27 protein-coding genes and 1 tRNA gene are annotated in these 26,506 nt (G+C 35.8%); 8 read left to right on the forward strand and 20 right to left on the reverse strand.

The window, feature by feature from the left end:
• The first annotated feature begins 33 nt into the window (after positions 1-33).
• On the forward strand, positions 34-381 hold the full coding sequence (locus O9307_RS09805) for a DUF1508 domain-containing protein (RefSeq protein WP_298298409.1): 348 nt from the start codon (positions 34-36) through the stop codon (positions 379-381).
• 115 nt (positions 382-496) lie between these two features.
• Here the strand turns inward: O9307_RS09805 and O9307_RS09810 are convergent, their stop codons facing one another.
• The 4 genes from O9307_RS09810 to O9307_RS09825 all read right to left on the reverse strand — a co-directional run bounded on the left by O9307_RS09810 (position 497) and on the right by O9307_RS09825 (position 4,753).
• Positions 497-721, reverse strand: a complete 225-nt coding sequence (locus tag O9307_RS09810; protein ID WP_298298412.1) for a hypothetical protein — start codon at positions 719-721, stop codon at positions 497-499.
• A 170-nt stretch (positions 722-891) separates the two neighbouring features.
• On the reverse strand, positions 892-3,048 hold the full coding sequence (locus O9307_RS09815; protein WP_298298415.1) for a S46 family peptidase: 2,157 nt from the start codon (positions 3,046-3,048) through the stop codon (positions 892-894).
• 32 nt (positions 3,049-3,080) lie between these two features.
• On the reverse strand, positions 3,081-3,524 hold the full coding sequence (locus O9307_RS09820; RefSeq protein ID WP_298298418.1) for a GNAT family N-acetyltransferase: 444 nt from the start codon (positions 3,522-3,524) through the stop codon (positions 3,081-3,083).
• A complete protein-coding gene (locus O9307_RS09825; RefSeq protein ID WP_298298421.1) occupies positions 3,521-4,753 on the reverse strand; it encodes a glycosyltransferase N-terminal domain-containing protein in 1,233 nt (410 codons plus the stop codon). Before O9307_RS09825 ends, O9307_RS09820 begins: the two co-directional genes overlap by 4 nt.
• A 141-nt stretch (positions 4,754-4,894) precedes the next feature.
• On the opposite strand from O9307_RS09825, the gene O9307_RS09830 reads away from it, so the two are divergent.
• The 4 genes from O9307_RS09830 (at position 4,895) to O9307_RS09845 (ending at position 7,773) form a co-directional block, all read left to right on the forward strand.
• A complete protein-coding gene (locus O9307_RS09830; RefSeq protein ID WP_298298424.1) occupies positions 4,895-6,025 on the forward strand; it encodes a DegT/DnrJ/EryC1/StrS family aminotransferase in 1,131 nt (376 codons plus the stop codon).
• Between the two features lie 109 nt (positions 6,026-6,134).
• Positions 6,135-7,148, forward strand: coding sequence for a UDP-glucose 4-epimerase GalE (galE, locus tag O9307_RS09835; RefSeq protein WP_298298427.1), 1,014 nt, complete (start codon positions 6,135-6,137; stop codon positions 7,146-7,148).
• A gap of 119 nt (positions 7,149-7,267) precedes the next feature.
• Positions 7,268-7,462, forward strand: coding sequence for a hypothetical protein (locus O9307_RS09840; protein ID WP_298298430.1), 195 nt, complete (start codon positions 7,268-7,270; stop codon positions 7,460-7,462).
• Complete coding sequence (locus O9307_RS09845; RefSeq protein WP_298298433.1) at positions 7,450-7,773, forward strand: hypothetical protein; 324 nt, start codon at positions 7,450-7,452, stop codon at positions 7,771-7,773. Before O9307_RS09840 ends, O9307_RS09845 begins: the two co-directional genes overlap by 13 nt.
• 39 nt (positions 7,774-7,812) lie before the next feature.
• On the opposite strand, the gene O9307_RS09850 is transcribed toward O9307_RS09845, so the two are convergent.
• On the reverse strand, positions 7,813-8,067 hold the full coding sequence (locus O9307_RS09850; protein WP_298298436.1) for a hypothetical protein: 255 nt from the start codon (positions 8,065-8,067) through the stop codon (positions 7,813-7,815).
• 146 nt (positions 8,068-8,213) lie between these two features.
• A complete protein-coding gene (gene fabD, locus O9307_RS09855; protein ID WP_298298439.1) occupies positions 8,214-9,086 on the reverse strand; it encodes an ACP S-malonyltransferase in 873 nt (290 codons plus the stop codon).
• Between the two features lie 321 nt (positions 9,087-9,407).
• Here fabD and O9307_RS09860 point away from each other — a divergent pair, with 321 nt between their 5' ends.
• Positions 9,408-9,959 carry a sugar O-acetyltransferase gene (locus O9307_RS09860; protein WP_298298442.1) on the forward strand — a complete coding sequence of 184 codons (552 nt, stop codon included), beginning with the start codon at positions 9,408-9,410 and terminating at the stop codon, positions 9,957-9,959.
• A gap of 159 nt (positions 9,960-10,118) precedes the next feature.
• The gene (locus O9307_RS09865) at positions 10,119-10,676 is read left to right on the forward strand and encodes a hypothetical protein (protein ID WP_298298444.1); all 558 of its coding nucleotides are present in this window, start codon (positions 10,119-10,121) and stop codon (positions 10,674-10,676) included.
• A 126-nt stretch (positions 10,677-10,802) separates the two neighbouring features.
• Here the strand turns inward: O9307_RS09865 and O9307_RS09870 are convergent, their stop codons facing one another.
• The 10 genes from O9307_RS09870 to O9307_RS09915 all read right to left on the reverse strand — a co-directional run bounded on the left by O9307_RS09870 (position 10,803) and on the right by O9307_RS09915 (position 21,301).
• On the reverse strand, positions 10,803-11,327 hold the full coding sequence (locus O9307_RS09870; protein WP_298298447.1) for an NAD(P)H-dependent oxidoreductase: 525 nt from the start codon (positions 11,325-11,327) through the stop codon (positions 10,803-10,805).
• Between the two features lie 36 nt (positions 11,328-11,363).
• Positions 11,364-12,080 (reverse strand): pirin family protein, encoded by a 717-nt coding sequence (locus tag O9307_RS09875; protein WP_298298450.1) that lies wholly within the window; start codon positions 12,078-12,080, stop codon positions 11,364-11,366.
• 107 nt (positions 12,081-12,187) lie between these two features.
• A complete protein-coding gene (locus O9307_RS09880) occupies positions 12,188-13,309 on the reverse strand; it encodes a nucleotidyltransferase domain-containing protein (RefSeq protein ID WP_298298540.1) in 1,122 nt (373 codons plus the stop codon).
• A 355-nt stretch (positions 13,310-13,664) separates the two neighbouring features.
• Positions 13,665-14,000, reverse strand: coding sequence for a DUF5615 family PIN-like protein (locus O9307_RS09885; protein WP_298298453.1), 336 nt, complete (start codon positions 13,998-14,000; stop codon positions 13,665-13,667).
• Entirely contained in the window at positions 14,000-14,230 is a 231-nt protein-coding gene (locus tag O9307_RS09890) for a DUF433 domain-containing protein (protein WP_298298455.1), read from the reverse strand. The genes O9307_RS09885 and O9307_RS09890 overlap by 1 nt, the downstream gene beginning before the upstream one ends.
• Positions 14,231-14,552: 322 nt before the next feature.
• Positions 14,553-17,321, reverse strand: a complete 2,769-nt coding sequence (locus O9307_RS09895; protein WP_298298458.1) for a TrlF family AAA-like ATPase — start codon at positions 17,319-17,321, stop codon at positions 14,553-14,555.
• Positions 17,322-17,325: 4 nt separating this feature from the next.
• Positions 17,326-18,072 (reverse strand): nucleotidyltransferase domain-containing protein, encoded by a 747-nt coding sequence (locus O9307_RS09900; RefSeq protein ID WP_298298461.1) that lies wholly within the window; start codon positions 18,070-18,072, stop codon positions 17,326-17,328.
• Between the two features lie 188 nt (positions 18,073-18,260).
• A complete protein-coding gene (locus O9307_RS09905; protein WP_298298465.1) occupies positions 18,261-19,682 on the reverse strand; it encodes an RtcB family protein in 1,422 nt (473 codons plus the stop codon).
• A 107-nt stretch (positions 19,683-19,789) separates the two neighbouring features.
• Positions 19,790-20,887 (reverse strand): slipin family protein, encoded by a 1,098-nt coding sequence (locus O9307_RS09910; protein WP_298298467.1) that lies wholly within the window; start codon positions 20,885-20,887, stop codon positions 19,790-19,792.
• Positions 20,888-21,228: 341 nt separating this feature from the next.
• Positions 21,229-21,301: transfer RNA gene (locus O9307_RS09915), tRNA-OTHER, on the reverse strand.
• Positions 21,302-21,609: 308 nt separating this feature from the next.
• On the opposite strand from O9307_RS09915, the gene O9307_RS09920 reads away from it, so the two are divergent.
• On the forward strand, positions 21,610-22,641 hold the full coding sequence (locus O9307_RS09920; protein WP_298298469.1) for a WYL domain-containing protein: 1,032 nt from the start codon (positions 21,610-21,612) through the stop codon (positions 22,639-22,641).
• Here the strand turns inward: O9307_RS09920 and O9307_RS09925 are convergent.
• From O9307_RS09925 to O9307_RS09940, 4 genes are all read right to left on the reverse strand, one after another.
• The gene (locus O9307_RS09925; protein ID WP_298298472.1) at positions 22,627-23,202 is read right to left on the reverse strand and encodes a Crp/Fnr family transcriptional regulator; all 576 of its coding nucleotides are present in this window, start codon (positions 23,200-23,202) and stop codon (positions 22,627-22,629) included. The genes O9307_RS09920 and O9307_RS09925 overlap by 15 nt on opposite strands.
• On the reverse strand, positions 23,203-23,523 hold the full coding sequence (locus O9307_RS09930) for a DUF6370 family protein (RefSeq protein WP_298298475.1): 321 nt from the start codon (positions 23,521-23,523) through the stop codon (positions 23,203-23,205).
• A gap of 78 nt (positions 23,524-23,601) precedes the next feature.
• The gene (locus tag O9307_RS09935) at positions 23,602-25,476 is read right to left on the reverse strand and encodes a U32 family peptidase (RefSeq protein WP_298298477.1); all 1,875 of its coding nucleotides are present in this window, start codon (positions 25,474-25,476) and stop codon (positions 23,602-23,604) included.
• A gap of 360 nt (positions 25,477-25,836) precedes the next feature.
• Positions 25,837-26,469 carry a DUF4760 domain-containing protein gene (locus O9307_RS09940; protein ID WP_298298479.1) on the reverse strand — a complete coding sequence of 211 codons (633 nt, stop codon included), beginning with the start codon at positions 26,467-26,469 and terminating at the stop codon, positions 25,837-25,839.
• Positions 26,470-26,506 lie beyond the last annotated feature (37 nt).

Raw genomic sequence — 26,506 nt, forward strand, 5'->3', positions numbered from 1 at the left:
TGACTCTAAAATCTTTAACGTATAAATTATTGTATGGGTGCTTTTGTGATTAGTAAACGGTTTAATGATACTTATAAGTTTGTTTTTACTTCGCGTAAAGGAAAGGTGATTTTTACCAGTCAAAGCTATGAGTTGAAGTTTGAGGGTGAAGAAGACATTGCATTGTTGAAGGCGTCTATTGATACGGCTGTTTTTGTAAAAGTAAAATCTGCCAAGGGGCAATATTTTTTCAAGCTTTTGTTGGGTGAGCGTCATTTGGCGACCAGCAGGAAGTATACTACGGAGTTGCGATTGATAAAGGGAATTGAGGAGATAAAAAAGTATGCGGCGTTGGCTGAGATTTTAGATTTTTCTGAAAACACCTTTGTTTTTCCAGATTGATTTTATGATGTAGTGCTAAATAAACAAAAGCTCAAGATGATTCTTGAGCTTTTTGTTTTTGGGCATAAAAAAAGCCATCACATGGATGGCTTGATTTTTTTCTGTAATTTAAAAATTACTTTTTAGCTGGAGCTTCAGTAGCTGGAGCTTCAGTAGCTGGAGCAGCAGCAGAATCAACTACAGTTGCAGCAGAATCAACAGCTGGAGTTGCAGCAGAATCAACAGCTACAGCAGCAGTGTCAGCAGTAGCTTCAGCTCCTTCAGCAGCAGCGTCAGCTTTTTTACAAGATACAACAGTTAATACAGCAACAGCAGCTAAACTTAAAAATACTTTTTTCATCTTAATTTTATTATAAAGGTTAATTATTAATTCGTGGCAAAGATATAAAAAAATTAATACGCAATATATTTTTTTGTATTTTTTTTAAATTATATTCTATGCTCACGATGGGTTAAATATCAAATAGTATGCCAATTTGGGGGGTGTGTTAAAATAGTAGCTTTTAGTTACTAACGTTTCCCTTTTTGGTTTTTTTTAGGATGGACCAATTGTAATTCTTCTATCAAATTTTTGGCTCCCGCATATTTGTCGATTATAAAAAGCACATAGCGAATATCTACCATGATATTTCGACAAATGCTAGGGTCGTAATAAATATCACTCATAGTGCCTTCCCAAACGCGATCAAAGTTTAATCCAATTAAATTTCCTTTGGCATCTAGTGCTGGACTTCCAGAATTTCCACCAGTGGTATGATTGGTGCCAATAAAGCATACAGGCATTTTCCCATTTATGGAATAATTTCCAAAATCTTTGTTTTTGTACAAGTCAATCAATTTTGGAGAAACATCAAATTCGTAGTCGCCAGGGATGTATTTTTCCATGACCCCATCTAGATAAGTAATTGGGCTATAATATACGCCGTCCTTTGGTTCGTATCCTTTTACTTTTCCATAAGTCACCCTCAAAGTACTATTAGCGTCTGGAAAAATTCTTGAATTTTCGCTCAGTTCCAGTTGCGCTTTCATATAATGGCGTTGCAATTCCGTTATTTTCAAATTTAAAGCTTCGTAAGTAGGATTTACTTCTTTTAGATACATATCGGCCATACTTTTTACCAATACAAAAGCGGGATCTCGGTTAATATTTTCGATTACCGTTTTAGTATCGCCCGTTAGCAGTTCTTTTGAACCAGAATCGGTGGTTAGTTTAGAACTAGAATAAATGGATTTTGTTAGTTGGTTAATATCAATATTGTTGAGTGTATTCGGTAAGAATTGCTTGGGTACTTTTGTAGCGTATAATGCAATAAGTTGCTCGAATACTTTTTCGTCAACTTTAGCGCTAAAATCTTTGTAAAAGGCACCTAGTCCGCTATAAAGATTGTTTTTTCTGTCGGTAAAAGCTTGTTCTCCTTTGCTGTTGTAGAGTTGTTCCAATTGATAGAATTTATAAGCTACAGTAAGGAGTTCTGTGTTTCTTAAAACGGTTTCATTAAAATATTCTCTGGCTAAAGCGTAAGGTGCAATTGCAGCGTAGTTTTTTTCGAAGTCACTTAAAAGACTACCGTATTCTTTTTCTTTATTGGCTTTGCTAACTTTTTCTTGAAACTTCTTTTCGGCTTCTTTTTTTACGGCAATTGCATTTGATTTCTTGATGCCCAAAGTTTCTCCTTGCCATTTTTTCCAATAGTTTGCCGTTCCAGCATATTTTGAAGCATATTGAATTTTGATAGCATTATCTTTTCTCATAAAACCATCAGCTACTTTAAGTGCTTGTTCTCTGATTTCAATTTTTGCAGGATTTAATTCGTTTGCAATTTGATTGATGGCAACTGAAGGTAGGTATTCATTGGTTTTTCCAGGATATCCAAAAACCAAAGTAAAATCATCTTCGGCAATACCGTCTAAAGAAACAGGCAAAAAGTGTTTTGGAGTATAAGGAACATTTTCTTTTGAATAAGCGGCAGGGCGATTGTTTTTGTCAGCATAAATTCTGAAAAGTGAAAAATCTCCAGTATGACGTGGCCAAACCCAGTTATCAGTATCCGAACCAAATTTCCCAATCGAAGTGGGTGGTGCACCAACTAAACGAACATCTTTGAAGGTTTCGGTAACAAAAAGTAAGTATTGATTGCCGTCATAGAACGTTCGGATTTTGTTTTCTTGCCAAGCTTCTTTGGGAAATGAATTGCTTAAAGCGCTAATGTTTTCTTGAATTTTCTTTTGCTTATCGGCTTCATTTGATAACGTATTTACTCCTTCTAATACTTGTTTAGTCACATCTTCTATTTTGACAATAAAAGTCACCACTAAATCTTTATTTGGGAGTTCGTCCTCCATTTTGTATGCCCAAAAACCATCGGCTAAGTAATCGTGCTCGGTGCTAGAGTGCGATTGAATTTGTCCGTAACCACAATGGTGATTGGTTAGCAAAAGTCCTTTTGGTGAAATAACTTCCGAAGTACAGCCTCCGTTAAATTGCGGAACAGCGTCTTTTAAGCTGGATTTGTTGGTGTCATAAATGTCTTTGGCAGTCATTTTCATACCCAGACTTTTCATTTCTTTTTCGTTCATTCCTTCCAGGAGAGAAGGGATCCACATACCGCCTTGTTGGGCTTGTGTTTGGAATACAAAAAGGAATAAGAATAGTTTTAAGAATTTCATAAGAGTAATTGTGTTTAAAAAAGGTATTGAAGTTATAATTTGTATTGCATCAATTTTCGTGGATGATTGATGAAACCATTTTTTTGATATAATTGCTGTGCAGGTACATTGTGATTTTCTACTTCTAAGTAAATAAGTCGTATTCCCGATGCTTTGCAATGGGCTTGGGCAAAAGCTACTGCTTCTTTGCCTATTCCTTTGCCTTGAGCTTTGGGGAGAACATACAATTCATCTAAAAAAGCGATCATGCCTTGGTATTCAAAGCTAAAAACAAACGTAAGAATCAAGTATCCGGCTACCTCGTTGTCTTGAAGCATTAGCCAGCCTTGTCCCAGATTTTTGTTCTCGATAAATTCTTCAAATAAGTTTTGGGTAACTTCAGGATTAAAAGGATAATGATCAATAGCATAAAAATCAGCCATTAAAGAAGAGATGGTGTCAATATCTTTTTTTTCTAATGGTTTAAATTGTGTCATTGGATGTGTTTTAGTATAATTTTTGTCGCTCCTTTGTTGCTTTGGATAAAGGTTTTGCAAATTTCGCCTTTTTCTTTTTGAATATGGGTATTAATTAACAATTCGTTAAATAGTGACGAAAGTTCTAACTTATTTTTGATAGAAATGCAACCTTTTGCTTTTACTAACGCAATTGCTTCTGCAAAATGGGAATAATTTGGTCCAATTACGATTGGAATTCCAAAAGTGGCCGGTTCTAAAATGTTATGCACACCAGAATTTCCAAAACCACCACCTACGTAAGCAATGTCGGCATAACTGTAGATTTTAGTTAAAATCCCAACGGTGTCAATAATAAAAACGCGTTGGTTGGATAGGGATTGATTTTCTTTTTCAGAAAATAAGACCGTCGGTTTGGTAATTTGAGCTCTTAATTTTGCAATTTGTTCTTCTTTAATATTGTGCGGAGCAATGATGAATTTTACATTTTCGTTGCTACATTCGTTAATGTATTGAGCGATAATTTCTTCATCTTTAGGCCAAGAGCTACCTACAACAATAGTGGTTTTGTTGTTCTTGAATTCGGCTATAAAATCAAGGGTGTTGTCTTTTTCTAAAATGGTGCTCACACGGTCAAAACGCGTATCGCCAGAAACCAAAACATTTTGGTGACCAAGGCTTTGCAAGAGTTGTTTCGAAGATTCGTTTTGCACAAAAAAGAAATCAAAAGCGTTTAGTGCTTTTCTGTAAAAACCGCCGTACCATTTAAAAAAAGCTTGGTTTTCTCGTAGAATGCCAGAAATCAAATAGGTTTTAATGTTTCGTTTTTTTAGTTCGTTTAAGTAGTTTGGCCAATATTCATATTTGATAAAGAAAACCAGTTCGGGATGAGCTAATTCAATGAATTGTTTGGCATTTTTTTGTGTATCCAATGGTAAGTAAATCGTGCAATCAGCCACAGTATTGTTTTTTCGCACCTCGTAACCTGAAGGAGAAAAAAAAGAGACTATAATTTTATGAAAAGGGAATTTTTCTTTTATTTTTTCAATGACAGGAAGTCCTTGTTCGTATTCGCCTAGGGATGCGGCGTGAAACCAGATAGTTTTGTCGTTGGGTTGTATTTTTTCTTCTAAAGTCTTAAAAACAAGTTTCCTACCCTTTACAAAAAGTGCTATTTTTGGACTAAAGAGCGCAACGATTTTTAAAAGCAATCCAGCGATTTGAACAATGCAATTGTATAAAAAAAACATAGGGTTAAATTTTGGCTAAAATACAGTTTCTTTGCGGTTTTTTCGTTGTGCAAAGGCATTAAATGACTATTTTTGTTGCACTTTTTTGAGAAAACGAAATTGAAAACCTTGTTTTGTTTTCTAACCTTAAATTAATTTCCAATGAAAAAAATTCAAATGGTTGACTTAAAAAGTCAATATGATAAAATAAAAGACGTTGTAAATACCTCAATTCAAAACGTTTTAGATACGAATACTTATATCAACGGACCTGAAGTTCATACTTTTCAAAAAGAATTAGAAACGTATTTGGGGGTAAAACATGTCATTCCTTGTGCTAATGGTACCGATGCTTTGCAAATTGCGATGATGGGATTGGGTTTACAGCCCGGAGACGAAGTAATCACTGCCGATTTTACGTTTGCAGCAACAGTAGAAGTGATTGCATTGTTACAACTTACTCCCGTTTTGGTAGATGTTGACATGCATAATATGAACATTTCTCTAGAAGCTATCAAAAAAGCCATTACTCCAAAAACCAAAGCGATTGTACCCGTACACTTGTTTGGTCGTGCTGCTAATATGGAAGCGATTATGGCTTTGGCTAATGAGCATAATTTATTTGTAATCGAAGATAATGCACAGGCTATTGGGGCCAATTGCAAATTTTCAGATGGTACCAAAAAGAAAGCGGGAACTATCGGTCATGTAGGAGCGACTTCCTTTTTCCCTTCTAAGAACTTAGGATGTTATGGCGATGGTGGCGCTATTTTTACTAATGATGACGCTTTGGCACACACCCTTCGCGGTATTGTAAACCACGGAATGTACGAACGATACCATCATGATGTGGTGGGCGTAAATTCGCGTTTGGATAGTATTCAAGCGGCAGTTTTGAATGCCAAATTGCCATTGTTAGATCAATACAACAAAGCGCGTCAAGATGCTGCTCGCAACTATACCTTGGCTTTTCAAGATCACGCTAATATCATTGCGCCAAGTATTTGTGACATTTGTGATTGCCATGTTTTTCATCAATATACCTTACGCATCATCAATGCAGATCGCAACGGATTAATGCAGCATTTGTTAGATAAAGGTATTCCATGTGCCATTTATTATCCAATTCCTTTGCACGCACAAAAGGCTTACTTGGATCCAAGATATAAAGAAGAAGATTTTCCAGTTACGAATCAATTAGTGCAAGAAGTGTTGTCTTTACCTATGCATACCGAGCTTGATGACGAGCAAATTAAATTTATTACCGATAGTGTTTTAGAATTTTTAGGATAGTTTTTAGGAGCTATTTCCTGCTGTACGCTGTATCTTGCTTGGTCTCGTAGAAAAAACGAGACCAAGCAAGGATGCTGCTTCCATCAGGGCTAACCCAAACCACACAATTATGAAGATATTAGTTACAGGAGGCTTAGGCTTCATCGGTTCTCACACGGTAGTTGAATTACAAAACAAAGGTTTTGAAGTCGTAATCATTGATAACTTATACAATTCGTCTATTGACGTTTTACAAAGAATAGAAAATATATCTGGAACTGCGCCGCATTACAAAAATATCGATATGCGCGACAAAGCTGCGGTGCAGGCATTCTTCAAAGAATATGCTGACATTGCTGGAGTTATTCATTTTGCAGCTTCCAAAGCTGTAGGAGAAAGTGTTGAGAATCCTTTGTTGTATTACGAAAATAATATTGCAGCCTTAGTGTATCTATTGCAAGAATTACAGCAAAAAGATGCGGCTTCCTTTATATTTAGTTCCTCTTGTACTGTATACGGTCAGGCCGAAAAAATGCCAATTACCGAAGATGCTCCGGTACAACAACCGATGTCGCCTTACGGGAATACCAAAAAAGTGGGAGAAGAAATCATCAGAGATACCGCAAAAGCGTCATCTATCAATGCGATTTTATTACGTTATTTCAATCCTATTGGAGCCCATCCAAGTGCCGAAATTGGGGAATTACCTATTGGTGTGCCACAAAATTTAGTCCCATTTATCACGCAAACTGGAATTGGATTGCGCCAAGAATTATCGGTTTTTGGAGATGATTATCCAACGCCTGATGGTACAGCGGTTCGCGATTATATTCACGTAGTTGATTTAGCCAAAGCACACGTTATTGCTCTAGAACGCTTGTTAGAAAAGAAAAATCTAGAGAAAGTAGAGACTTTTAACTTAGGAACAGGTACAGGAAGTTCAGTACTCGAAGTGATTCAGAGTTTTGAGCGCGTAAGTGGTCAAAAATTACCTTATAAAATCATGCCTCGAAGAGAAGGTGATATCACAGAAGCCTATGCCAATACTCATAAAGCCAACACAGTTTTGGGTTGGAAAGCCGAGTCTACGCTCGATGAAGCAATGGCAAGTGCTTGGAAGTGGGAACAAAAAATACGCTCGTAGTGTAGTATTCAGTCACCAGTAAAAAGTAATCAGTAAGAAGCACCAAAGTATCCATTGATAGTTTGGTGTTTTTTCTTTAAAGAACTATTTGTAAATTCGTTAGGTAAAAATATAAAGGAATGAGTGCTAAAAAAACATCCTCAAAATTGCCCAAAGTAGAAGAACCAGCTGTGGTTTATGAATCTTCGAAGGTGAAACCGAAAGGAATAGATCGAGCTACATTTGATTTCGATACAGAGTTTGCTAATGGTTTGACTCCTGAGGAAGCGAAGGAAGAAGCTAAAAGAAGAATTAGAGCGTGGTGGGGAAAATAAAAGTTATTTTCACCCCAAAAGTAATTGCTGATTTGGATAATCTGGTTCAGATTTTATACAAAAAAGAGTATTTTGGATTTATAGAATCTGCTGAGGAATATGTCTCAAGGATTTATGATGCTACTTCCGAAAGATGTCAACTGGACATACATAAAATAGCTCCGAAAAACATCAGTCATTTAGGGACCTATTATATTTTTTACAAGTCGAATAAAAGAACTACTTGGTGCATATTTTTTGAAAAGAAAGCAACCGCTATTTTGATTACTGGAATTAGTAATAATCATTGCGAAGAAGCGAAAGAGTTATAAATTAAAGTAAAGCCGAATCCAAAGGATTCGGCTTTTTTGTTACTTTTTAGCGGCTTCTTTCATTTTATCAGCGGCTTTGTCTAGTTTTTCAGTACTTTTTTCTATCGCTTTATCGGTTTTGGCTTTGAGTGAATCAACCGCTTTTTCAACCTTTACTGTAGCGGTGTCAATTTTCTCTTTTACTTCCATTGTTACAGCCTCTTTTGCTTCATCCAGTTTTGCTTTGGTTTCTTCTTTGCAAGAAACAGTTACTACAGCTAAAGATGCCAATCCTAAAATTATTTTTCTCATCATTAATAGGTTATTATGTGTTGCTATTTTTTCGAAACTAAAGATAAATAAAAATCCCCACAAACTTTACGTTTATGAGGATTCTTCTGTTTTTCAAACACACTGGTCACTAATCCATTATATTAAGAACTGACCACTGAGCACTAATTCTAAGCATTCGCAGTAGCCGCTTCTTTATTGATTTTTCCAATCAGTCCGGTCAATACTTTTCCTGGACCTACTTCTGTAAATAGCGTTGCACCGTCTGCAATCATTTGTTGCACGGATTGTGTCCATTTTACAGGAGCAGTCAACTGAATGATTAAGTTTTTCTTGATTTCGTTAGGGTCAGAAACTGCGCTTGCCGTTACATTTTGGTACACAGGACAAATCGGAGTAGCAAAAGTAGTGGCTTCAATAGCAGCTGCTAATTCTTCTCTAGCTGGCTCCATCATTGGAGAGTGAAACGCACCACCAACAGGCAAAATCAAGGCTCTTTTAGCACCTGCTTCTTTCATTTTTTCGCAAGCCAATTCCACAGCTTTGTATTCCCCAGAAATCACCAATTGACCAGGACAGTTATAGTTTGCCGCCACCACAACACCATCAATCGAAGCGCAAATGTCTTCTACTATTTTGTCGTCTAGGTTCAAAACAGCAGCCATAGTTGAAGGGGTAATTTCGCACGCTTTTTGCATCGCTAATGCTCTTTGAGAAACTAATTTCAATCCGTCTTCAAAAGACAAAGCGCCATTGGCTACCAAGGCAGAGAATTCGCCTAAAGAGTGTCCAGCTACCATTTCTGGTTCGAAATTTTCTAAAGTTTTGGCTAAAATAACTGAGTGCAAAAATACCGCAGGTTGTGTTACTTTGGTTTCTTTTAGTTGTTCTGCAGTGCCTTCAAACATAATATCGGTGATGCGGAAACCTAAAATTTCGTTGGCTTTTTCGAATAATTCTTTGGCAAGTGGAGAGTTCTCATATAAGTCTTTGCCCATTCCTGTGAACTGTGCGCCTTGACCCGGAAAAACGTATGCTTTCATTTTTTTATAATTTAAATGTTTAAAAAAATTGGTCGTATGGTAAACCAATTGGGCAACAAAAATAGTGTTTTTTAGCAAAATGCTCTTTTGAAGTTGAATTTCTTTGCGAGGTCTTTAATGAACAGTTGGATTGTTTATCTTTACGAAGACGTTTTTTTGCGTGAGCGATGGTAGTGGAGCTCTTTTTCTTCTTACTGTAGCCTGCCATTAAAAGGCAGGCTACAGTAAGAAGAAAAAAGCGGGAACGTACAGCGCGACCCGAAGTTTTTACGTAGGGGCACGCCCAAATCAATACAATTACAAATCGATAATTTCAAAAGTATGCCTTCTGAAAAAGAAAAAATGCTCGCTGGCGAATCCTATCTCAGCAACGACAAAGAGTTGGTGCAAGAGCGATTGTGGGCCAAGAAAATGCTCCAACAAATCAATGCCGAGTACATCGTAAACGGCAAAACCCGTGGATTGTTCAAGCAGTTGCTGCCCAATGCGCACAAGCGGTTATACATAGAACCGCCGTTTCATTGCGATTATGGGTACAACATGCACACGGGCGAGAATGTCTATTTCAACCTCAATTGTGTGGTGCTCGATACGATGAAAATCACCATTGGCAACAACGTTTTTTTTGGACCAGGCGTACATATTTACACCGCTTCGCATCCCTTGGATATTGTCGAACGACGCACCTTCGAGCTGTCCAAACCCGTCACGATTGGCGATGATTGCTGGATTGGAGGCAATACCGTGATTTGCCCCGGAGTGACCATTGGCGACGGTTGCACGATTGGCGCAGGCTCGGTGGTGACCAAGAATATCCCGGCACATTCACTGGCCGTAGGCAACCCTGCACGGGTCATTCGAAAGTTACAGTAATCCTTTTTAGGAGCAGAAAGAAGCGGCTTTTTTATAGGCAAAGTCCCGTCATCCGCTGTATCTTTGCGGCCGAACCCCGGCCACAAAGGATGTCGCTCATACCAGGGCTAGAAGGCAAGAAAGGGCTTGAATAGCCAACATCCCAAAAAAAATAAAAAAATGAAAGTTATCCTACTTACCCCAATGGAAATCGAAGCCGAGAAAGTGCAAAATGCCTTGCAACGCTTTCCATCTTTGCAAAATGACTACCAAATCGTTATCTCTGGAGTGGGAAGAGAAACCACCGCCAAAGCAATGATGCATTTGCCTCCGCACGATTTGTGTGTGTTAATCGGCTTTGCCGCCATAGTAGGAAAACCCGAAAATTTGCCAGCCGAATTACAATTAGGAATGCCGATAGAAATTACCAACGCCTCGCTTTATGGTTACGAAGGACAATTGTTCGAAAACGGCAAACCGATATTGACGGAACCCAAAACCAACTTGCTTTGTTTGTCTTCCTTAACTTCGGATAAATTTGTCAAAACGACGAATTTGGCCGAACGCACCGTGGTAAATATGGAAGATTATACCTTTATGTATCTCAAGCGACCACAGGATTTTATTGTGCGTATTATTTCAGACTTCTTGCCACATACCCACGAAATCGACTTTTTTGAAGAAGTAAAACCCATTGATTTTTACAAAGCCATCGAAGCTATTGAGAAGGTGTTTTGAGTTATGAGTTATGAATTATAAGTTTTGAAGTTGTAACCAAAACTAATCGTAGCTTTTAATGCAAAGAGTGATTGCTAAATGAAATCGCTAAATACTTTTCACCCCTCACTTCTCACTCTTCACTTCTCACTCTATTGAAGCAATAATTTCTAGCAATTGTGCTTTCAATGCTTCGTTGGTGATTCCTTTTTCTGCATCAAAATTGGTGGCAAAACTCGGTAACGAAAAAGCACCTTTTACATCGGCTCCTTGGAAAGGGAATCTATTTTTTGCTATTTCCAAAACCGAAGCGCCTCCTCGTGGTCCGGGTGAAGTAGCGAGCAAAAGCGTTGGTTTTTCTTGAAAGGTTTTACCGTTGATGCGGGAAGCCCAATCCAAAATATTTTTGAAAGCAGTCGAATAGGCGCCATTGTGTTCTGCAAAAGAAATGACAATTACATCGGCACTGCCCAGTTTGGCTAAGAAATCTTGTGCTAATGGTGGGATTCCAGTTTTGGCTTCTTTGTCTTCTGAAAAAATCGGCATTTCGTAGTCATTCAAATCCAAGACTTCAACCGAAGCATTAGCGAATTGATATGCGGCATAGGTTGCCAATTGTTTGTTGATAGAGGTTGTGCTAGATGAAGCACCAAAGGCTAGTATTTTTTTCATTTTTTTTTACTATTTACTTATCACTAATTACTTTTTTTATTGTTCCATCGGGATTTCCATGAGTAAGAATTTTGCATCGGTTGTGGCTTTAAAGGCCAAAGTTGAAAACTCCCAAACACCAAGCCCATCTCGAGTTTGTAATTCTTGACCATCAACAGTGATCGTTCCAGAGATTACAAAAATGTAAAGACCGTTGCCTTCTTTTTTTAGTTCATAGGTTTTAGAAAAATCGGCCTCAAAATCAGACAAATAAAACCAAGCGTCTTGATGAATCCATACACCAGCATCGTCTGGATTTGGGGATAGAATTTGAGCAAAATCATTTTTTTGTTCGGTCACGTCCAAAGTGATTTGTTGGTAACGAGGTTCCACATTGCGGTATTTTGGGAACAACCAAATTTGGAATAGTTTGGTTTGTTGGTCCGCATTCGGATTGAATTCACTGTGTTGAATACCCGTTCCGGCACTCATTACTTGTACATCGCCCGTTTTGATCGTTGCGGCATTGCCCATACTGTCTTTGTGCGCCAAATCGCCTTCTAGCGGAATGGTGATGATTTCCATATTGTCGTGTGGATGCGTGCCAAAACCCATTCCGGCAGCAACAGTATCATCGTTCAAAACGCGTAGCATACCAAACTGCACTCTATCGGGGTTGTACCAACTCGCAAAGCTAAAACTATGATAAGCATTCAACCATCCGTGGTTAGCGTGTCCTCTTGAAGCTGCGGTATGTAAAACTGATTTTTTCATCTTCGTATAAATTTAGTGATTACTAGGATACAAAGGTATGCTCGTTGTGAGCAAAAGGCACTTAACCTAGATTAAGAAAGTAGTGTTTTGTATAACTGCTACAGCATTCAGTCTGTTTTAGGGCTATTGTAAAGCGCTTCACGAATGGCAATCAAATTTTTTATGGCTTTGTCTTCGTTTGGTTTTTCAGGAAGTGTTGAGGTTGCCCAATGATGCTCGACAGAGGCGATTAGCGCATCCGCCATTTCGAGTAATGTGTCGTACTCCATGGTGCCTGCTTTTATCGCCAATAATTCCTCTCGATTGTGCACTCGGATGTTTAATTTTCCTGTGGCGAGAATTTGCTCGGCGGATTGCAGCAACCGAATGGTGTGCATCATGTTTTTGCTGTCGTAATTTTTGCCGTGTTGTTGATTGGTATTGTAGCGTTCCTCATTGCGTTTTTCTACCCAATCCCAGTAGGCAGTGTATTCTTTACAGTATTTAGAGTATTCGTCTTGGTTAAAGAACAAATAGGCGATTTCTTTTTCGCCTTTTGGGATGGACGATAAGGAAACTTCATTCGACATTTCGTTTTGTATAATTCCGCGATACCCCAAGGTTCCGCTTTCGTCATAAAAGAGCGCGTACATTCCTTTGGAGTTGGGCAAGTTGATTAAGCCGCAGCGTTCTTGTAAAGCATTCTGACCTTTGGTCACCGCAGCAATAGAGGAAAACTCTTGTAGCCATTTCTTGAACGGAATCGAGTCGTAGCCTTGTAAGATATAGCAAAAATCCAACAGGCTTTTCTTTTCCTTAGCTATTGGATTGACGATTTTCTTTTTTAAACCACGAGCTTTTTTGATTTGGGTTAGGGCATAACCAGCAAAACTGTCTTTACACAATTTGGATAAAAAATCGTCTAGTTGCAAACGCTCCATCAGCGGATGTTGGTACAAAATACAATCTTGTGGCGATGCAAGAATCTCCAGAATATTGGGATTGTTTTTGAGTAGCAACTCAACAAAACGACCAATCTCATAATAGACCTCATCATTGGTTTCGTTACTGATTTGCGGAATATAATCGAGCCCAAAGAATTGATCCTTGGGCAAATAATACACGCCTTTGATATCGGTATCTGAGGCTGGGGTCGCTAACCCAAACGACTTACTGCCCGAAATGACTTCGAAAAGGATAAGGTTTTGAGCTTTTAGGTCTTGGATGGTCATTTGTATCTGTTTTTTGATTACACCTGTCAGGTTTCAAAAACCTGACAGGTGTGATATTACTTACTCCTCGAAATGACTTCGAAGAGGATAAGGTTTTGGGTGCAGAGGTCTTGGATGGTCATGGAATGGTTTTAAATTTGTTTTTTACCGTAATGCCTATGTTGTAAAAAATAGAAAACGATGGTTTTTTTAAAGGATTTTAGCTCATTTTAAAGGTTTTAGAAGCTAGCAGAAATTTATTCTTTTTTACGTTAAATGTAGTCTTACCGCTAAGTAATTTTGTTTTGATATTTACTGAATGCTCAACTTGGTTTACTGAAAGCGAAATTTTTAGGATTATAAAGAGTAAGGTTTTGGTTTAATGATTGTTTCGTTAATAAATTTCTAAAATCATTAATTCATCATTGGCAATAAAAGATTCAATCACATTTTTTTGAGTAATTAATGTTTGAGCAATTTGCTTTGTATTTTGATTGAAAGCTTTAATAATGATAACTTTTGGAGGCGCACCTTTTGTTTGTATTAATTTTTCAAAATCATCATCGTGTGTAACTATTGTAAATTGATTTTGCTTGGCAAAATACCAAATATCAATGTCTTTTGCGGGTTGAATTACAGGAATTGCATCAGAATGCAAGCTGTTTAAAAAATCATTTTCTAACAGTTTAATCACTCGCCAGGAGATATTAGCATCAAAAAGCAGTTTCATTACGCTGCAACAATTTTTGTGATATGCTCTCTATTGGCTGCAAAGGCTAATGATGCAAGAATGTGCTCGTTTTTTAATTCCGGAAAATCGGCTAGGATTTCTGGGGCAGACATTCCAGAGGCCAACCATGACAATATATCTCCTACACAAATTCTTGTTCCGGTGATGATAGGTTTTCCAAATCTAATATCTGGATTAATACTGATGTATGCTTGCCAATCATTTTTCATAATTTTTTTATTTACTCAAATTTACAAAATAAAGTTTAAAGTGAAGTTTTAATGCCATCATTTGCTTCTTATGATTTGCATCTGTTTTTTGATTACACCTGTCAGGTTTCAAAAACCTGACAGGGGTGATATTACTTACTCCCCGAAATGACTTCGAAGAGGATTAGGTTTTGAGATTTTAGGTCTTGGATGGTCATTTACATCTTTTTTTGATTACACCTTTCAGGTTTCAAAAACCTAACAGGTGTGATATTACTTACTCCCCGAAATAACTTCGAAAAGTATACCGTTTTGGATGCTGAGGGTTTGGGTGGTTATTGGGTTAAAAGCCATATTTTTCTTCACGCTTTTTAAAAGCTTCTTTACCTCCTTCAACAATTTGTGTAATATGTTCACGAATTCCCATTGATTTTAATAAATCTTTTTCTCCCTTTTCATTAGACAATGGAGCAATATCCTCAATTGCGCCATTTATATAATCAAATATATATGGACTTCCTAACTTGTCCTCATCACTTTGTCCTCTTTGATTAGCAATAATGATATTTTCTGCATCAGCATTTACTACTATATTAGCATTGTGGGTTACTAAAATGATTTGTCGTTCTTTTTTCTTTTCTTTTAAATATTCAATAAGTTCGTTAGTAACAGAACGATTATCTAAATTATCTTCTGGTTGATCAATTAATATTGGACCTTTAATATCACTTAATTTTATCATTACTTTAAGTAAAACTAAACTTGCTTTACCTGTTGACATTTTATGAATAGTGTCATTTTTGTAAGTTATGTCCCAATGATCAAAGAAATGTTTTTGTTCTAAAATCTTAATTATTGCATCTTGCTTTGAAGTATTAGTCCTTAACTTATAGTTTCCATTTTCAATATTTTCAAAAACTGCTTTTAAGTCTTTTAGATATTCTCCAAAATCATATTCCATTAAAGCTTTATTTTCTTCATTGAAAATTTTATAATTAGAATACGATTTATTACTTCCGTGACTAAAATCTGTAATAATTTCTCGATATTTTGGGAAGTTGAAATAAATTTTACCTTCAATTTTTAATTCAGGATCTTCTTCTTTAATTTTATCTATACGAGAAACAAAATCTTCTAACAAATTATCATACAGTTTTCTATTATTCCTAATATCTTCAAAAATTTTATCTTTTCTCTCATTCGCAGTTTTTGAAATATTTTCTATCTCTTTTTCAATTTGCTCAATTTCAGCTATTTTTATTTTTTCCTCAGAAATTGTTTTTTGATAGGCAATAATTAAACTTTGATTTTCAAATAAGCTATTTAATGGGATTAGCTTAGTGTTCAATTCATTTAATTCCTTATTTATTTCAAATAATTTTTTACTAAAAATATTATCTTCTGATAATTGAAATTTTTCATTTTCATCTTTTGTAACTAGTTTTTTTATGTTTTCATTTTCTAAAATTGCATCATCAATGAAATTAAGTTTCGTTGTATATTCATTTTTTATATCTGCTAATTCAAGATTATCAATCAATAATGTTTTCTTTGCCTTTAATTCATTGAGAGCATATTTTGCAGATTCATAGAAATTATATATTTTTTCTAAATCTCCTAATAATGATTTTTTATTTTTTTCTAATTCTGAATATTTATTTGTTAAAGTATTGTATTCTATCGTTTGATCAGGTGATAAATCTTTTTTAGTTTCTGCAATTTTTTTCTCTAAAGCTTCAATACCTTTAGCAATAGACTCTTTATCACCTTTATGTTGTAACTCCTCGTTTTTCTTTTTTAATTCTTCTTGAAAAGTAAAATATTGAAAAATGTCATCTTTTCTTATATCGTCATTTTTTCCTAATCTTTTTACAAAGTCTTCATAAATTTTATTATATATTGGATCTTCTCTCAATAGATTTCTTATATATTTTTTTAATTCATTTGAATTTCTTAAACTCTTATCTACTAAATCTGATAAATGATTTTGCGGAATATATTTTATACTTGCTAAAATGCTACCTTCTCCTTTTTCTCTTTTAATACTCTTACTTACACCTAAATAATTTTCGACTGTAAAATCAAATTCTGAATCATCAACACTTAAATCATATAAATCTTTTTCTTCATTTTTGTCACTTGCATCTTTATATTTTAGTATAGAATCATTTTGATTCTCATAAAGTGCTTTTGCAATATTATATAGCAAAATAGATTTTCCAGAAGATTTTCCACCAATAATTACGTTTAGATTTTTGTTAAAATAAATTGGTTCAGAAGTAAAACGGTTTTTTGATGAAGTGAACGTAACTTTTTCAATCATCAAATTATCTAATTTCTCTGATTCAGGCATTTCTGACTGAATTTTAACTCTTTCTTTTGGCTCGTAAATGATTTGTTTTAATCCTTCAAATGTTGGATTGGCTTTTATCCAAGTGTATTTACTTCCAATTTCTTCTAATGTATGTGCATCACTATTTTGTAATAAGGGTTTATTATAAGCTAACCAAAATTCTTTGTCCTGAATTACATTTTTTTCATTATCCGAAGAATGAATTAATAAATCTGCATCCTTAACAATTTTTTCATAGTTAGTACTGGTTCTTGCATTTCCTTTTCCTCTTGATAAGAAACCTACTACAAACTTTCCCTTAAGACCAATGGATTCTTCATTTAAACAAATCAATAATTTATCAAAGTTTACAACAGCTTTCTTTAAGTCATTTGTATCACTAATATCAATCAGTTTTTTGTCTGTTCCGTTAATATTAACGGTCATATTGTGAAGGAATTTGATAATTTGTTCTTTTGTGACAAGATTTGAAAAAATAACGTGTAAATCCAGACAATCATATTCCTTGTTTTGATAATCTAACCTTAATTCAAGGTTTAGAAAAACAGTAATATCATTTTTTTCAAGATTTTTTTTTAGCTCAAATTCTCTATCATCAAATTTGAAATAGTTTGTTAATCCAATACATGAAATTTGTTCTTCAATAATCTTATTTACAAACTCTTCATCTGTACAAGTGTATTTGTTAAGAAAAGTATAATGTGTGTGTAAGTGCAAATCCCACTTTCTCCATTCTGAACCTCTGTTGATTTTATTCATATTTTTATTTTATTACATTCCTAAAAAAACCATCCAACTCCTCCGCCATCTTCATCCCACTTCCCAGTCCGCTCGCATGTTCTTGATTAAACTGTACCGTTTCCAGTAAAAAATCAGTGATCAAAGTTTCTTTTGGGTGGAGGTAACTTTCGTCTTGTTGGGCTTTGAGTTGCATTAATTCTTTTATTTTATCTTGTATGTTTTGTGGCGCAATGGGCAGCAATTCGGCAAAAGCAACGGGCGGAAAGCTGTTGTTTTCTATGATCCATTTTCCGGCTAAGGCGGTGCGTAACGCATAAAAATAACTTTTTAGTTTTACCTCATCTTGCTCGCATACGGCCATGAATTTTTTGGTCGTGCCCAAATAATGGTGCAAACATGCAATAGGCGAGAAGCAGTCTTTGGCCAAAGCACGCATTTGGTTGGCAAACGCCTCATTTTCATAATACACCACCGGCGAGTACAACCACTCTAGCAAAGGTGCATTGCTTTTGGCTAATAATTGTACGGTTTTCCGTAAATCCCAACCGCTACCATCTAAATCGTCTTTGGTCATGAACTCAATGACATCGGGTTGTTCCCAAAGCGAGAGGTAATAGTTCAAATCGTGGCGGTATATAAAACGTATGTCATAATCGCTATCGGGCGAGGCAAAGCCCCAAGCACGACTGCCAGATTCTACGGCATAGAGTAGGGTCACGCCTTTTTCGTGTTCTATTTGTTGTAATTTATGGAGGATTTTATCTTTCATTTCTATTTTTTCAAATTAACAAATAATAAAGCACAAATTCGCAAAAAATAGGTGCGAATTTGTGCTTTATTCCAACTGTTTTTCTAGCCTAAACGATACGACTAAGTTGTTGGTCTAAATGGATTATTCCTGATTTTTGTAGGTAAGAAAACCTAACAGGCTTTTGAAACCTGTTAGGTTTGGCCCGCTTAATCTTCTCTACTTCCGTCATCCGCCATTCGTACCATTTTTGGGGTAAACTTTGCTACAACTTCAACCAATTCCTGTTGCGCGGCCATGACTTGATGGATGTCTTTATAAGCCATTGGGGCTTCGTCTAGTCCTGCGCCAATAAGCGTTACGCCTTGATCTTTCAGGATGGCTTGCATTTGGTTTGGAGTGATGGTTTTGATGGCTTGGGTACGGCTCATTTGTCTCCCTGCTCCGTGTGACGCCGAGTTGATGGCGTTTTCCTCGCCTTTTCCTCTTACCAAAAATCCTGGTGCGGTCATGCTTCCTGGAATAATTCCCATCACGCCTTTTGCTGCGGGTGTCGCTCCTTTTCTATGCACAATTACTTCTTCACCATTCCAAATTTCTTTCCAAGCAAAGTTGTGATGGTTTTCGACTTTTGTCAAAACTTCTGCACCTAAAGCGCGCTGCATTTTGTTATGGATGATTTCGTGACAAGCCGAGGCATAATCGCCAGCCAAATTCATCGCCAGCCAATATTCTTGCCCCAATTGGGAATTCATATCTAAATAGGCTAAGTTTTTCGCCACTTCTGGAAGTTTACAAACCTCTTTGGCCATTTTGATGTACTGTCCCGCAATGGTTGCGCCCATTCCGCGTGAACCAGAATGCGTTAACAAAGCCACATATTTCCCTTTTGGAATATTCAAAAGGACATCGTCTTGTTCAAACTCGATAATTCCAAATTCCACAAAATGGTTTCCACCACCAGAAGAACCCAATTGCGACCAAGCTTTGTCTTTTAAATTTTTTACAAACGGATTCAGATTGAAAGTATCATTTTCTAAAACTGCATGATCTGATTTGTATTGTCCATGAAAGCCATGTCCAGCACCAAACTTAGTATGAGCAATCAATTCTCTTTTGAATTTTGCTTCGTTCTCATAATAAAAAGCCTCTGGAATATCATAGACCGACAATGCCATTCTGCACCCAATATCGACTCCCACTCCATAAGGAATAATGGCATTTTTGGTGGCTAGGACTCCGCCAATGGGCAATCCGTATCCTTGATGCGCATCTGGCATTAAAGCACCTGCAATGGTAACGGGAAGTTTCATCGCGACTTCCATTTGTTTTCTGGCACCTTCTTCGATATGTTCTAATCCATAAGCGGAATACGCAGTTGGATTTTGGTTTAGCGCGATGAAATCTTCTGGTTTTTCATTGGCTTTCTCGATTAGCGCGACAGCTAATGGGCTGAAAATTGTATCGTCTATATATTGTTCTGGAGTTTCTAGTACGTTTTTGAAATGTTGTATCATTTCATCACGGGTAAATCCGTTTCTTTTGCTGTTTATTTTTAAAGCGATTCCGATTGTTTTTCCTTCAGGGAATCCTAATGCTTTTATATCGTTTCCTGTTATGGGTGTTTTCATTTGTATTGATTTTATAAACCTGATGACTTTCCGATGAAGCCATCAGGTTGGTTGTTATTGTTAGGCAAAGATGTTTATGCAACTGCGTAATTATCTTACGTAGTGGATTACTTTACGAAAATTTCTTTCAATTGACCAATGATGTTTCCGCTACCAGAAATGGTAATTTGACCAATTCTATCAGCAATTTTTTCTACATATTCCATTTCTTTCAATTTCCATAACATTTCGTTGTCTTCCATTAATTTGGCGGTATTCAACATGCTTCTCATTGCTGCGGTTTCTTCACGTCGCATAATACTGTTAGCTTGCGCTTTTTTCTCGGCAACTAAGACTTGATTCATGATCTCTTTCATATCACCAGGCAAAATCACATCTCTAATCCCTGCGTCAGCAACAGCTAAGCCTAAATCATTGATTTTGTTTGTTACTTGTGCTACAATTTCTTTTGAAATGGTTTCTTTTCTGGTCAATAATTCGTCTAAAGTAAAGCTACTCACAAAGGCTCTTATTGCCAATTGCATTACGATATATAATTGTTTTTCAAACTCTTTATTGTTGACTAATGCTTTGACAATATCAATCACTTGATATCTTACAAAAAAGTTGATTCGCAAGGTGGCTTTGTCTTTGGTTAATAATTCTTGCCCAGAAATTTCCATTTGTTGCTGTCTGGTATCCACGTTTTTTATTTCAACTTTTATAGCGTTGTTCCAAAAGTAATAGGTGCCTGCTTGTACTTCTTTTACAAAGGTTCCGTTTTCAAAGAGTAGTCCTTTTTCAAAGTTGGCTACTTCAAATTTTCTAACGAATGGTCTTACTTTGTTATTTTCTAATAAAGCAATTTTGATGTTTTCTGTTATTACTGTTTTAGATACATCGGCTTTTATATAGGAGTTTTCTATATATCCTTTCCAAAAAGCATATCTTCCCGTGGATAACACTTCCTTGAACATTCCGTTTTCAAAGTATAAGGCGATTTCGTTATCTTCAATTTGAAACACATCTAAAAGAGAGGCTAACTTTTCATTTTGCAATAAAATGTTTAGTTCTATTGGCGCTATAAAGGATTGCTTCATTTCGTAAATTTTCACTTCTTTGTTGCCAAAAATCCAATAAGAACCCGCTTCTAACACGTTCGTTACTCTTCCTTTTTCAAAAACCAAACCTACTTGGTAGGCATTGATAGTAGTTCTTTTAATCATAATTTCTTAATTTTTATGTTTTTTTTTGTTTTAAATGAAAAAATCTTTGGCACTTAATCCATAATCCAAAACGGAAATAAGTTGAATAACAATTGCATTGTAATGGTTTTGTATTGTTTTTTGAGGCTTTTATTGTAAGCTGCAATCAAATACAAAAGCAAAAAAACGGAACTGAAATTGAATCCTATTTCAGGCTTTTTCTTATGTGTTTTTCTAAGACAAAGTCAAATACAACCGACTAAGTCCAAAGATTTTTAATGATCATCATTTTTGAGAGTGATGGAGCTCTGGAAAACAGATTTTGAGTCTGTTAGCGACAAGCCGCTGTCAAATGCAAACCTAAATTGCATGTAGGATTCGAACCTACGTAACCAAAACTATTGTTCTAACCAACTGAACTATCCCGATACAATCGGGAGTGGGAATCGAACCCACGACGCATAGTGGCGATTGTTTTTTGGAAAACAACCAAAACCTTCAAGTCAAGTTGAATAGTACATCATCATTTGCTAAAGCAAAACGAATACTACAATAGTGCTATACAGAAACACCCAACAAGACTCGCTTGATATTTATAATTCAATGAACGTTTTTATTTCTTGAACAAAGATTTTAGAACTACTGCGCAATTATTTTGCGTAGGAAAAAAGAAATTTTACATTTGATGAAAAATGAGTGAATTTTTCTTAATCATAGGCATTAAACATTGAATATTTATAACTATGGCACAAACCAAAAACGCCCTTATCCGTTATAAAACCATTGACAAATGTTTGCAAAATAAGTATAGGCAATGGACATTAGACGATTTGATAGAAGCCGTTAGCGATGCTTTGTATGAATATGAAGGCAAAGAAAATCCAGTGAGCAAGCGCACCATTCAAGCCGATATTCAAATGATGCGAAGTGAGAAATTGGGCTACAATGCGCCTATTGTGGTGTATGATAAGAAGTTTTACAAATACGAAGACGAAGATTTTTCGATAACGGATATTCCACTTACAGAAACGGATATTAATGTTTTGACCGAGACGGTTTCGATGTTGAAGCAGTTCAAGGATTTTTCTTTGTTTACTGATGTTTCGGATATTTTACAGCGGTTAGAAGATAAAATTTATGCCGAGAAGTCGAATACACAACCCGTAATTCATTTGGACAAAAACGAAAATTTAAAGGGATTGCACTTTTTAGATGAATTGTATCAAGCAATCATTAAGAAAGTGGTTTTAAAAATACGGTACAAATCATTCAAATCTAGAGAGGAAAGTGCATTTTTATTTCATGCTTTTATACTGAAAGAGTTTAATAATAGATGGTTTTTGGTGGGTAGAAGAAAGAAGTCACAACCTATTGCCAATTTGGCTTTAGACAGAATCATCGCGATTGATTATGATTTTCAAACGCCTTATATTGATGAAGTATTCGACGCTGATCGTTATTATAAAAACACCATTGGAGTCACTGTAAATTCGGGATTACAAGCCAGAAAAATTGAACTGTGGATTGACAAAATCAATGCGCCTTACGTAATAACGAAACCGCTTCATGCTACGCAGCGCCTTATTTCAACCCATGCCGATGGTAGTATAATTATACATTTGTTAATCATTGTAAATTATGAATTCGAACGCCTATTGTTGGGTTTTGGTAAAGGTCTAGAAGTCCTAAAGCCGGCAGGTCTGCGTAATAGAATGAAGCAGATTTTAATAGGTGCTCTTGAAAATTACGAAGAGAATGAATCACTTCTTCAATAACCTACTCTTCATTTTACTAAAGAATTCAGGTGTTACGCCAATGTAGGAAGCGATGTGTTTTTGGGGGAGTTTGTGAATTAAAGAGGGGTATTTTTTGCAGAACTTTTCGTAGCGTTCTTCGGCAGTCAAACTCAAATTATCCATCAAGCGCTCTTGGTGAGTTACTAAGGAATTCTCGGCGAGTATTCTGAAAAAGCGTTCCAATTTTGGGATGGCTTTATAGAGTTTTTGATGGTTTTCTTTGGTTATGGTAACTATTTCAGCATCTTCTAGGACTTCGATAAAAAGATTGCCTGGTTTTCCAGAAATATAACTGTACATATCGCCCATCCACCAATCTTCGCAGGCAAAATGCAATACGTGTTCGATAATATTGTCGTTGATATTGAAGCTTCGCAATATACCTGAATTGACAAAATAAGTACTATCGGCCACTTTACCTGCGTGCAACAAAACCGATTTGGATTTGTGTTGTTGAGTCGTTGTTTTCGATAAAAATAAGGCCTCTTCCTCTGGGGTTAAGGCCACGTGTTTGGCAATATTTTGAAGAATTAAAGCCATTTATTTTACTTCGGGTAACAATTTGAAATACGTTACCTTAAAGCGATTGTCTACGATTTCACCAATTACTTCGGCTTTTCTTACAGCTGCACAAAAACCGTCTTTGGCGTGCGCATCTCCGTGTTGGTCGATGTGTGTACCGTCTACGAAATAAGATTTTCCGTTGATGCGAACGGCTAAATCACATTCTTTTCCTTCCATACCAAATTGGCATTGCCCGCAAGAAGCTTCTACAATTTGTTTCTTAGGGGTTTCTTTTTTTTCTTGTGCTGTTACAGCAAAACTTACGAATACCAGAATAAGAGTTATAATTTTTTTCATAAACGAAATAAAAATAGGGTTAGATTTTTTCAAAAATAGGAATAAAAAAGGACAGCTCGCAAGCTGTCCGTACATTATTTAATGAAAGTAATCTTCCTCGATTTCGAATTCGGCGTCTTTTTCCCAAATCTCCATTTCGCAGGGTTTGCAATTGAATTTGAGTTTGTATTCTAATTCGCCTTGTTTTAATACCAAAGGTTCTTTTACTTTTTTGTCCATATTTTCTCTATGGTATTTTGGACAGCGTTCCAACTCATATTTGATGCAATATTTAGTAGTCATCACTCTAGATTTTCCAGGGTCCCATTGCAATTCAAAGGCTTTTTCGATTTCGGTAACGCCGTGACGTTCGTAGAATTTACGGGCTAGTTTGTTCGAAACATTGTACATAAAATCCAGCTTGGTTTCAGGGAAAGGATGGTCTGTTTTTACCAATTGATGCTCTTCGCGATGGTAATTTTTCAATCGAATTTCAGACAGTTGTTCGTAAACTGTTCTTCTCATCTCGTTGATTTTGGATATCGGTAAGAACCAATTTTCTGAAAATAAAATATTGATTTCGTCTGCTTTGTAAGGTGTGAATCCTGTTTTTGCCAAATTCGTTTTGAAAGTGGCCTCAATGGATTCGTTGTTTTTGGTTCTTTCTTTTGGATGCGCCAATTGAACCGTACTTACATTTCCATCTTCGTCTGTAGCGATTAATTCGAATCCGTTTTCGTTTTCGGTCAATAATAAAGTAGTGCTGATTTTTCGAACCGCACTGTCTTCGCGTTCCACAACTTTGATGAAAGCCGCATCGTTATTGCGATAAATGAAGGTTCCTGGTTTGATGTCTTTCAACACATTTGGATAGGCCAAGCCGTTTTCAACTTTGTTGACATAGATTCCGTCGGATTCGTTGTTTTCGTTGATGAAACAAAGCCCATCACCGTTGTTTAGGAATTCACCGTTTTCGATTTCGTAGGCATTTCCAACGGTTTTAATCAATTTACCAATGTATTGTCCTTTCGATTTTGGGCTTTCCCAAGAACCAATGGACTGATGTCTTTCGTTGACAAAATAATCGGTATAACCACGATTAAAGGTTTTGTTCAAAGCGGAATCAAAAGTGTAGGTACAAGTTCCAGAAGAGGCTTTGGTGTATTTGTCATAACCATCTCCTTCTAAGAAAGCGTCTAATTTTTGACGCAAATACGAAACGTTATTTTTTACATAAACGATATCTTTCAAACGACCTTCGATTTTGAAAGAGCAAATTCCGGCTTCCACTAAATTTGGAATTTGGTCCGAAACGTCAAAATCCTTAATCGAAAGTAAATGACTGTTTTTGATTAAAGTCTCGCCATTGCCATCGATAAGGTTGTAGGGTAAACGACAGTTTTGGGCACATGAACCACGATTGGCAGAACGTTCTCCATTGGCTACACTCATATAACAGTTGCCGCTGAACGACACACAAAGTGCTCCAGTCACAAAAAACTCTAGTTCTACATCGGCTGTGTCTGCAATTTCTTTGATTTGGTGTAAATTCAATTCACGAGCCAAAACCACGCGTTTCATTCCCGCATCTTTTAAGAATTTGATTTTGTGTGGGTCGCGGTTGTTGGCTTGCGTACTGGCGTGTAAAACGATAGGAGGTAAGTCCATTTCCATAATGGCCATGTCTTGAACAATCAAGGCATCAACTCCAATATCGTAGAGTTTCCAAATCATTTGGCGGCATTCTTCCAATTCGTTATCGTACAAAATAGTATTGATTACAACAAAAACTTGCACGTTAAAAAGATGCGCATATTTTACTAATTCGGCAATATCATTAATGGAATTGGTGGCGTTAGAACGTGCTCCAAATTTTGGTGCTCCAATATACAGTGCGTCTGCTCCTGCATTGATGGCCGCCATACCATGAATTAAATCTTTAGCGGGCGCTAGTATTTCTATTTTCTTCTTCATTATTACAACTTTAGCTTTTCGAGTGTTCGCGAAAAAAAGTCTGCAAAGGTCTAATAAAATATTTAAGATTTCTAATTCAGGAATGGATTTTTTAAGAAATATTTTTTAAAACATAGCGAATTTAAAAAATATAGTATTTGCTTTTTTAACTCGAATAATAACTGGTTTTATATGAAAGTTGTCAATAAAATGTAAAAGAGCTGGTTCTTATAAAGAAAAAATCTCAATAGAATTGAGATTTTTAGAATAGATATTGTGTTTAGAGTTAAATTCCGTCGTAATCCGAGATTCTTTTAGTTGTTTTCATAATGATTTTTTTTAGTTTTCCCGTTATTATTTTTTCAAATATAATTGTTTTTTTTATTCTTCGGAGTCTTTGAACCATTTTTTAACAAGTTTTTCGAAATTTATCCAACTTCTATTACTTTCATCTTGTCTAAAGTCTATATAATGTTTTAGTTTGTTATAATATCTGCCAAAAAGTTTGCCAAAAAGTCTTTTTACAATTTCATTATCCAAGTCTCCTGCTAAAACCATAGCTGAAATACTTTCAAAATAATTCAAGGTTACTATTAGAGATTGCCTGTATTTTTTATTATCGGGATTTTCGATAAATGAAATAAATGAATCTATTTTGCCTTTTTCTAAATTTTGTTCTTGGAGTTTAATCAAATATCTCAAATCTTCATTTATGTCCATCATCATTGGTTTTCTAAAATCAGAGCAAATATCGTATGTGTATTTTGCTAAGTTTTGTTGATTGCTTTTTTGTTGTGTTCTTATTTGATTTTCTAAATTATGTAAATGATATAATAAAGTTAATAGTGCTAATAAGGTTAATGTAAATTTCGAAGTATAGTCAAAAGAATCTTTAGAATTACATTCTTGTATGTAGTATAAGAAAATGAAAGTTCCTGCTGCTATTATTATAAAAACTATCGTTATTAACCATATTAGTTTAATTGAATATTTTTTATTGAAAAAGTTTTCCATTTTTTAAATTATAAAGGATTTGAGTTTGAATATGACT

The organism is Flavobacterium sp., from assembly GCF_027531905.1.
Taxonomy (GTDB): Bacteria; Bacteroidota; Bacteroidia; order Flavobacteriales; family Flavobacteriaceae; genus Flavobacterium.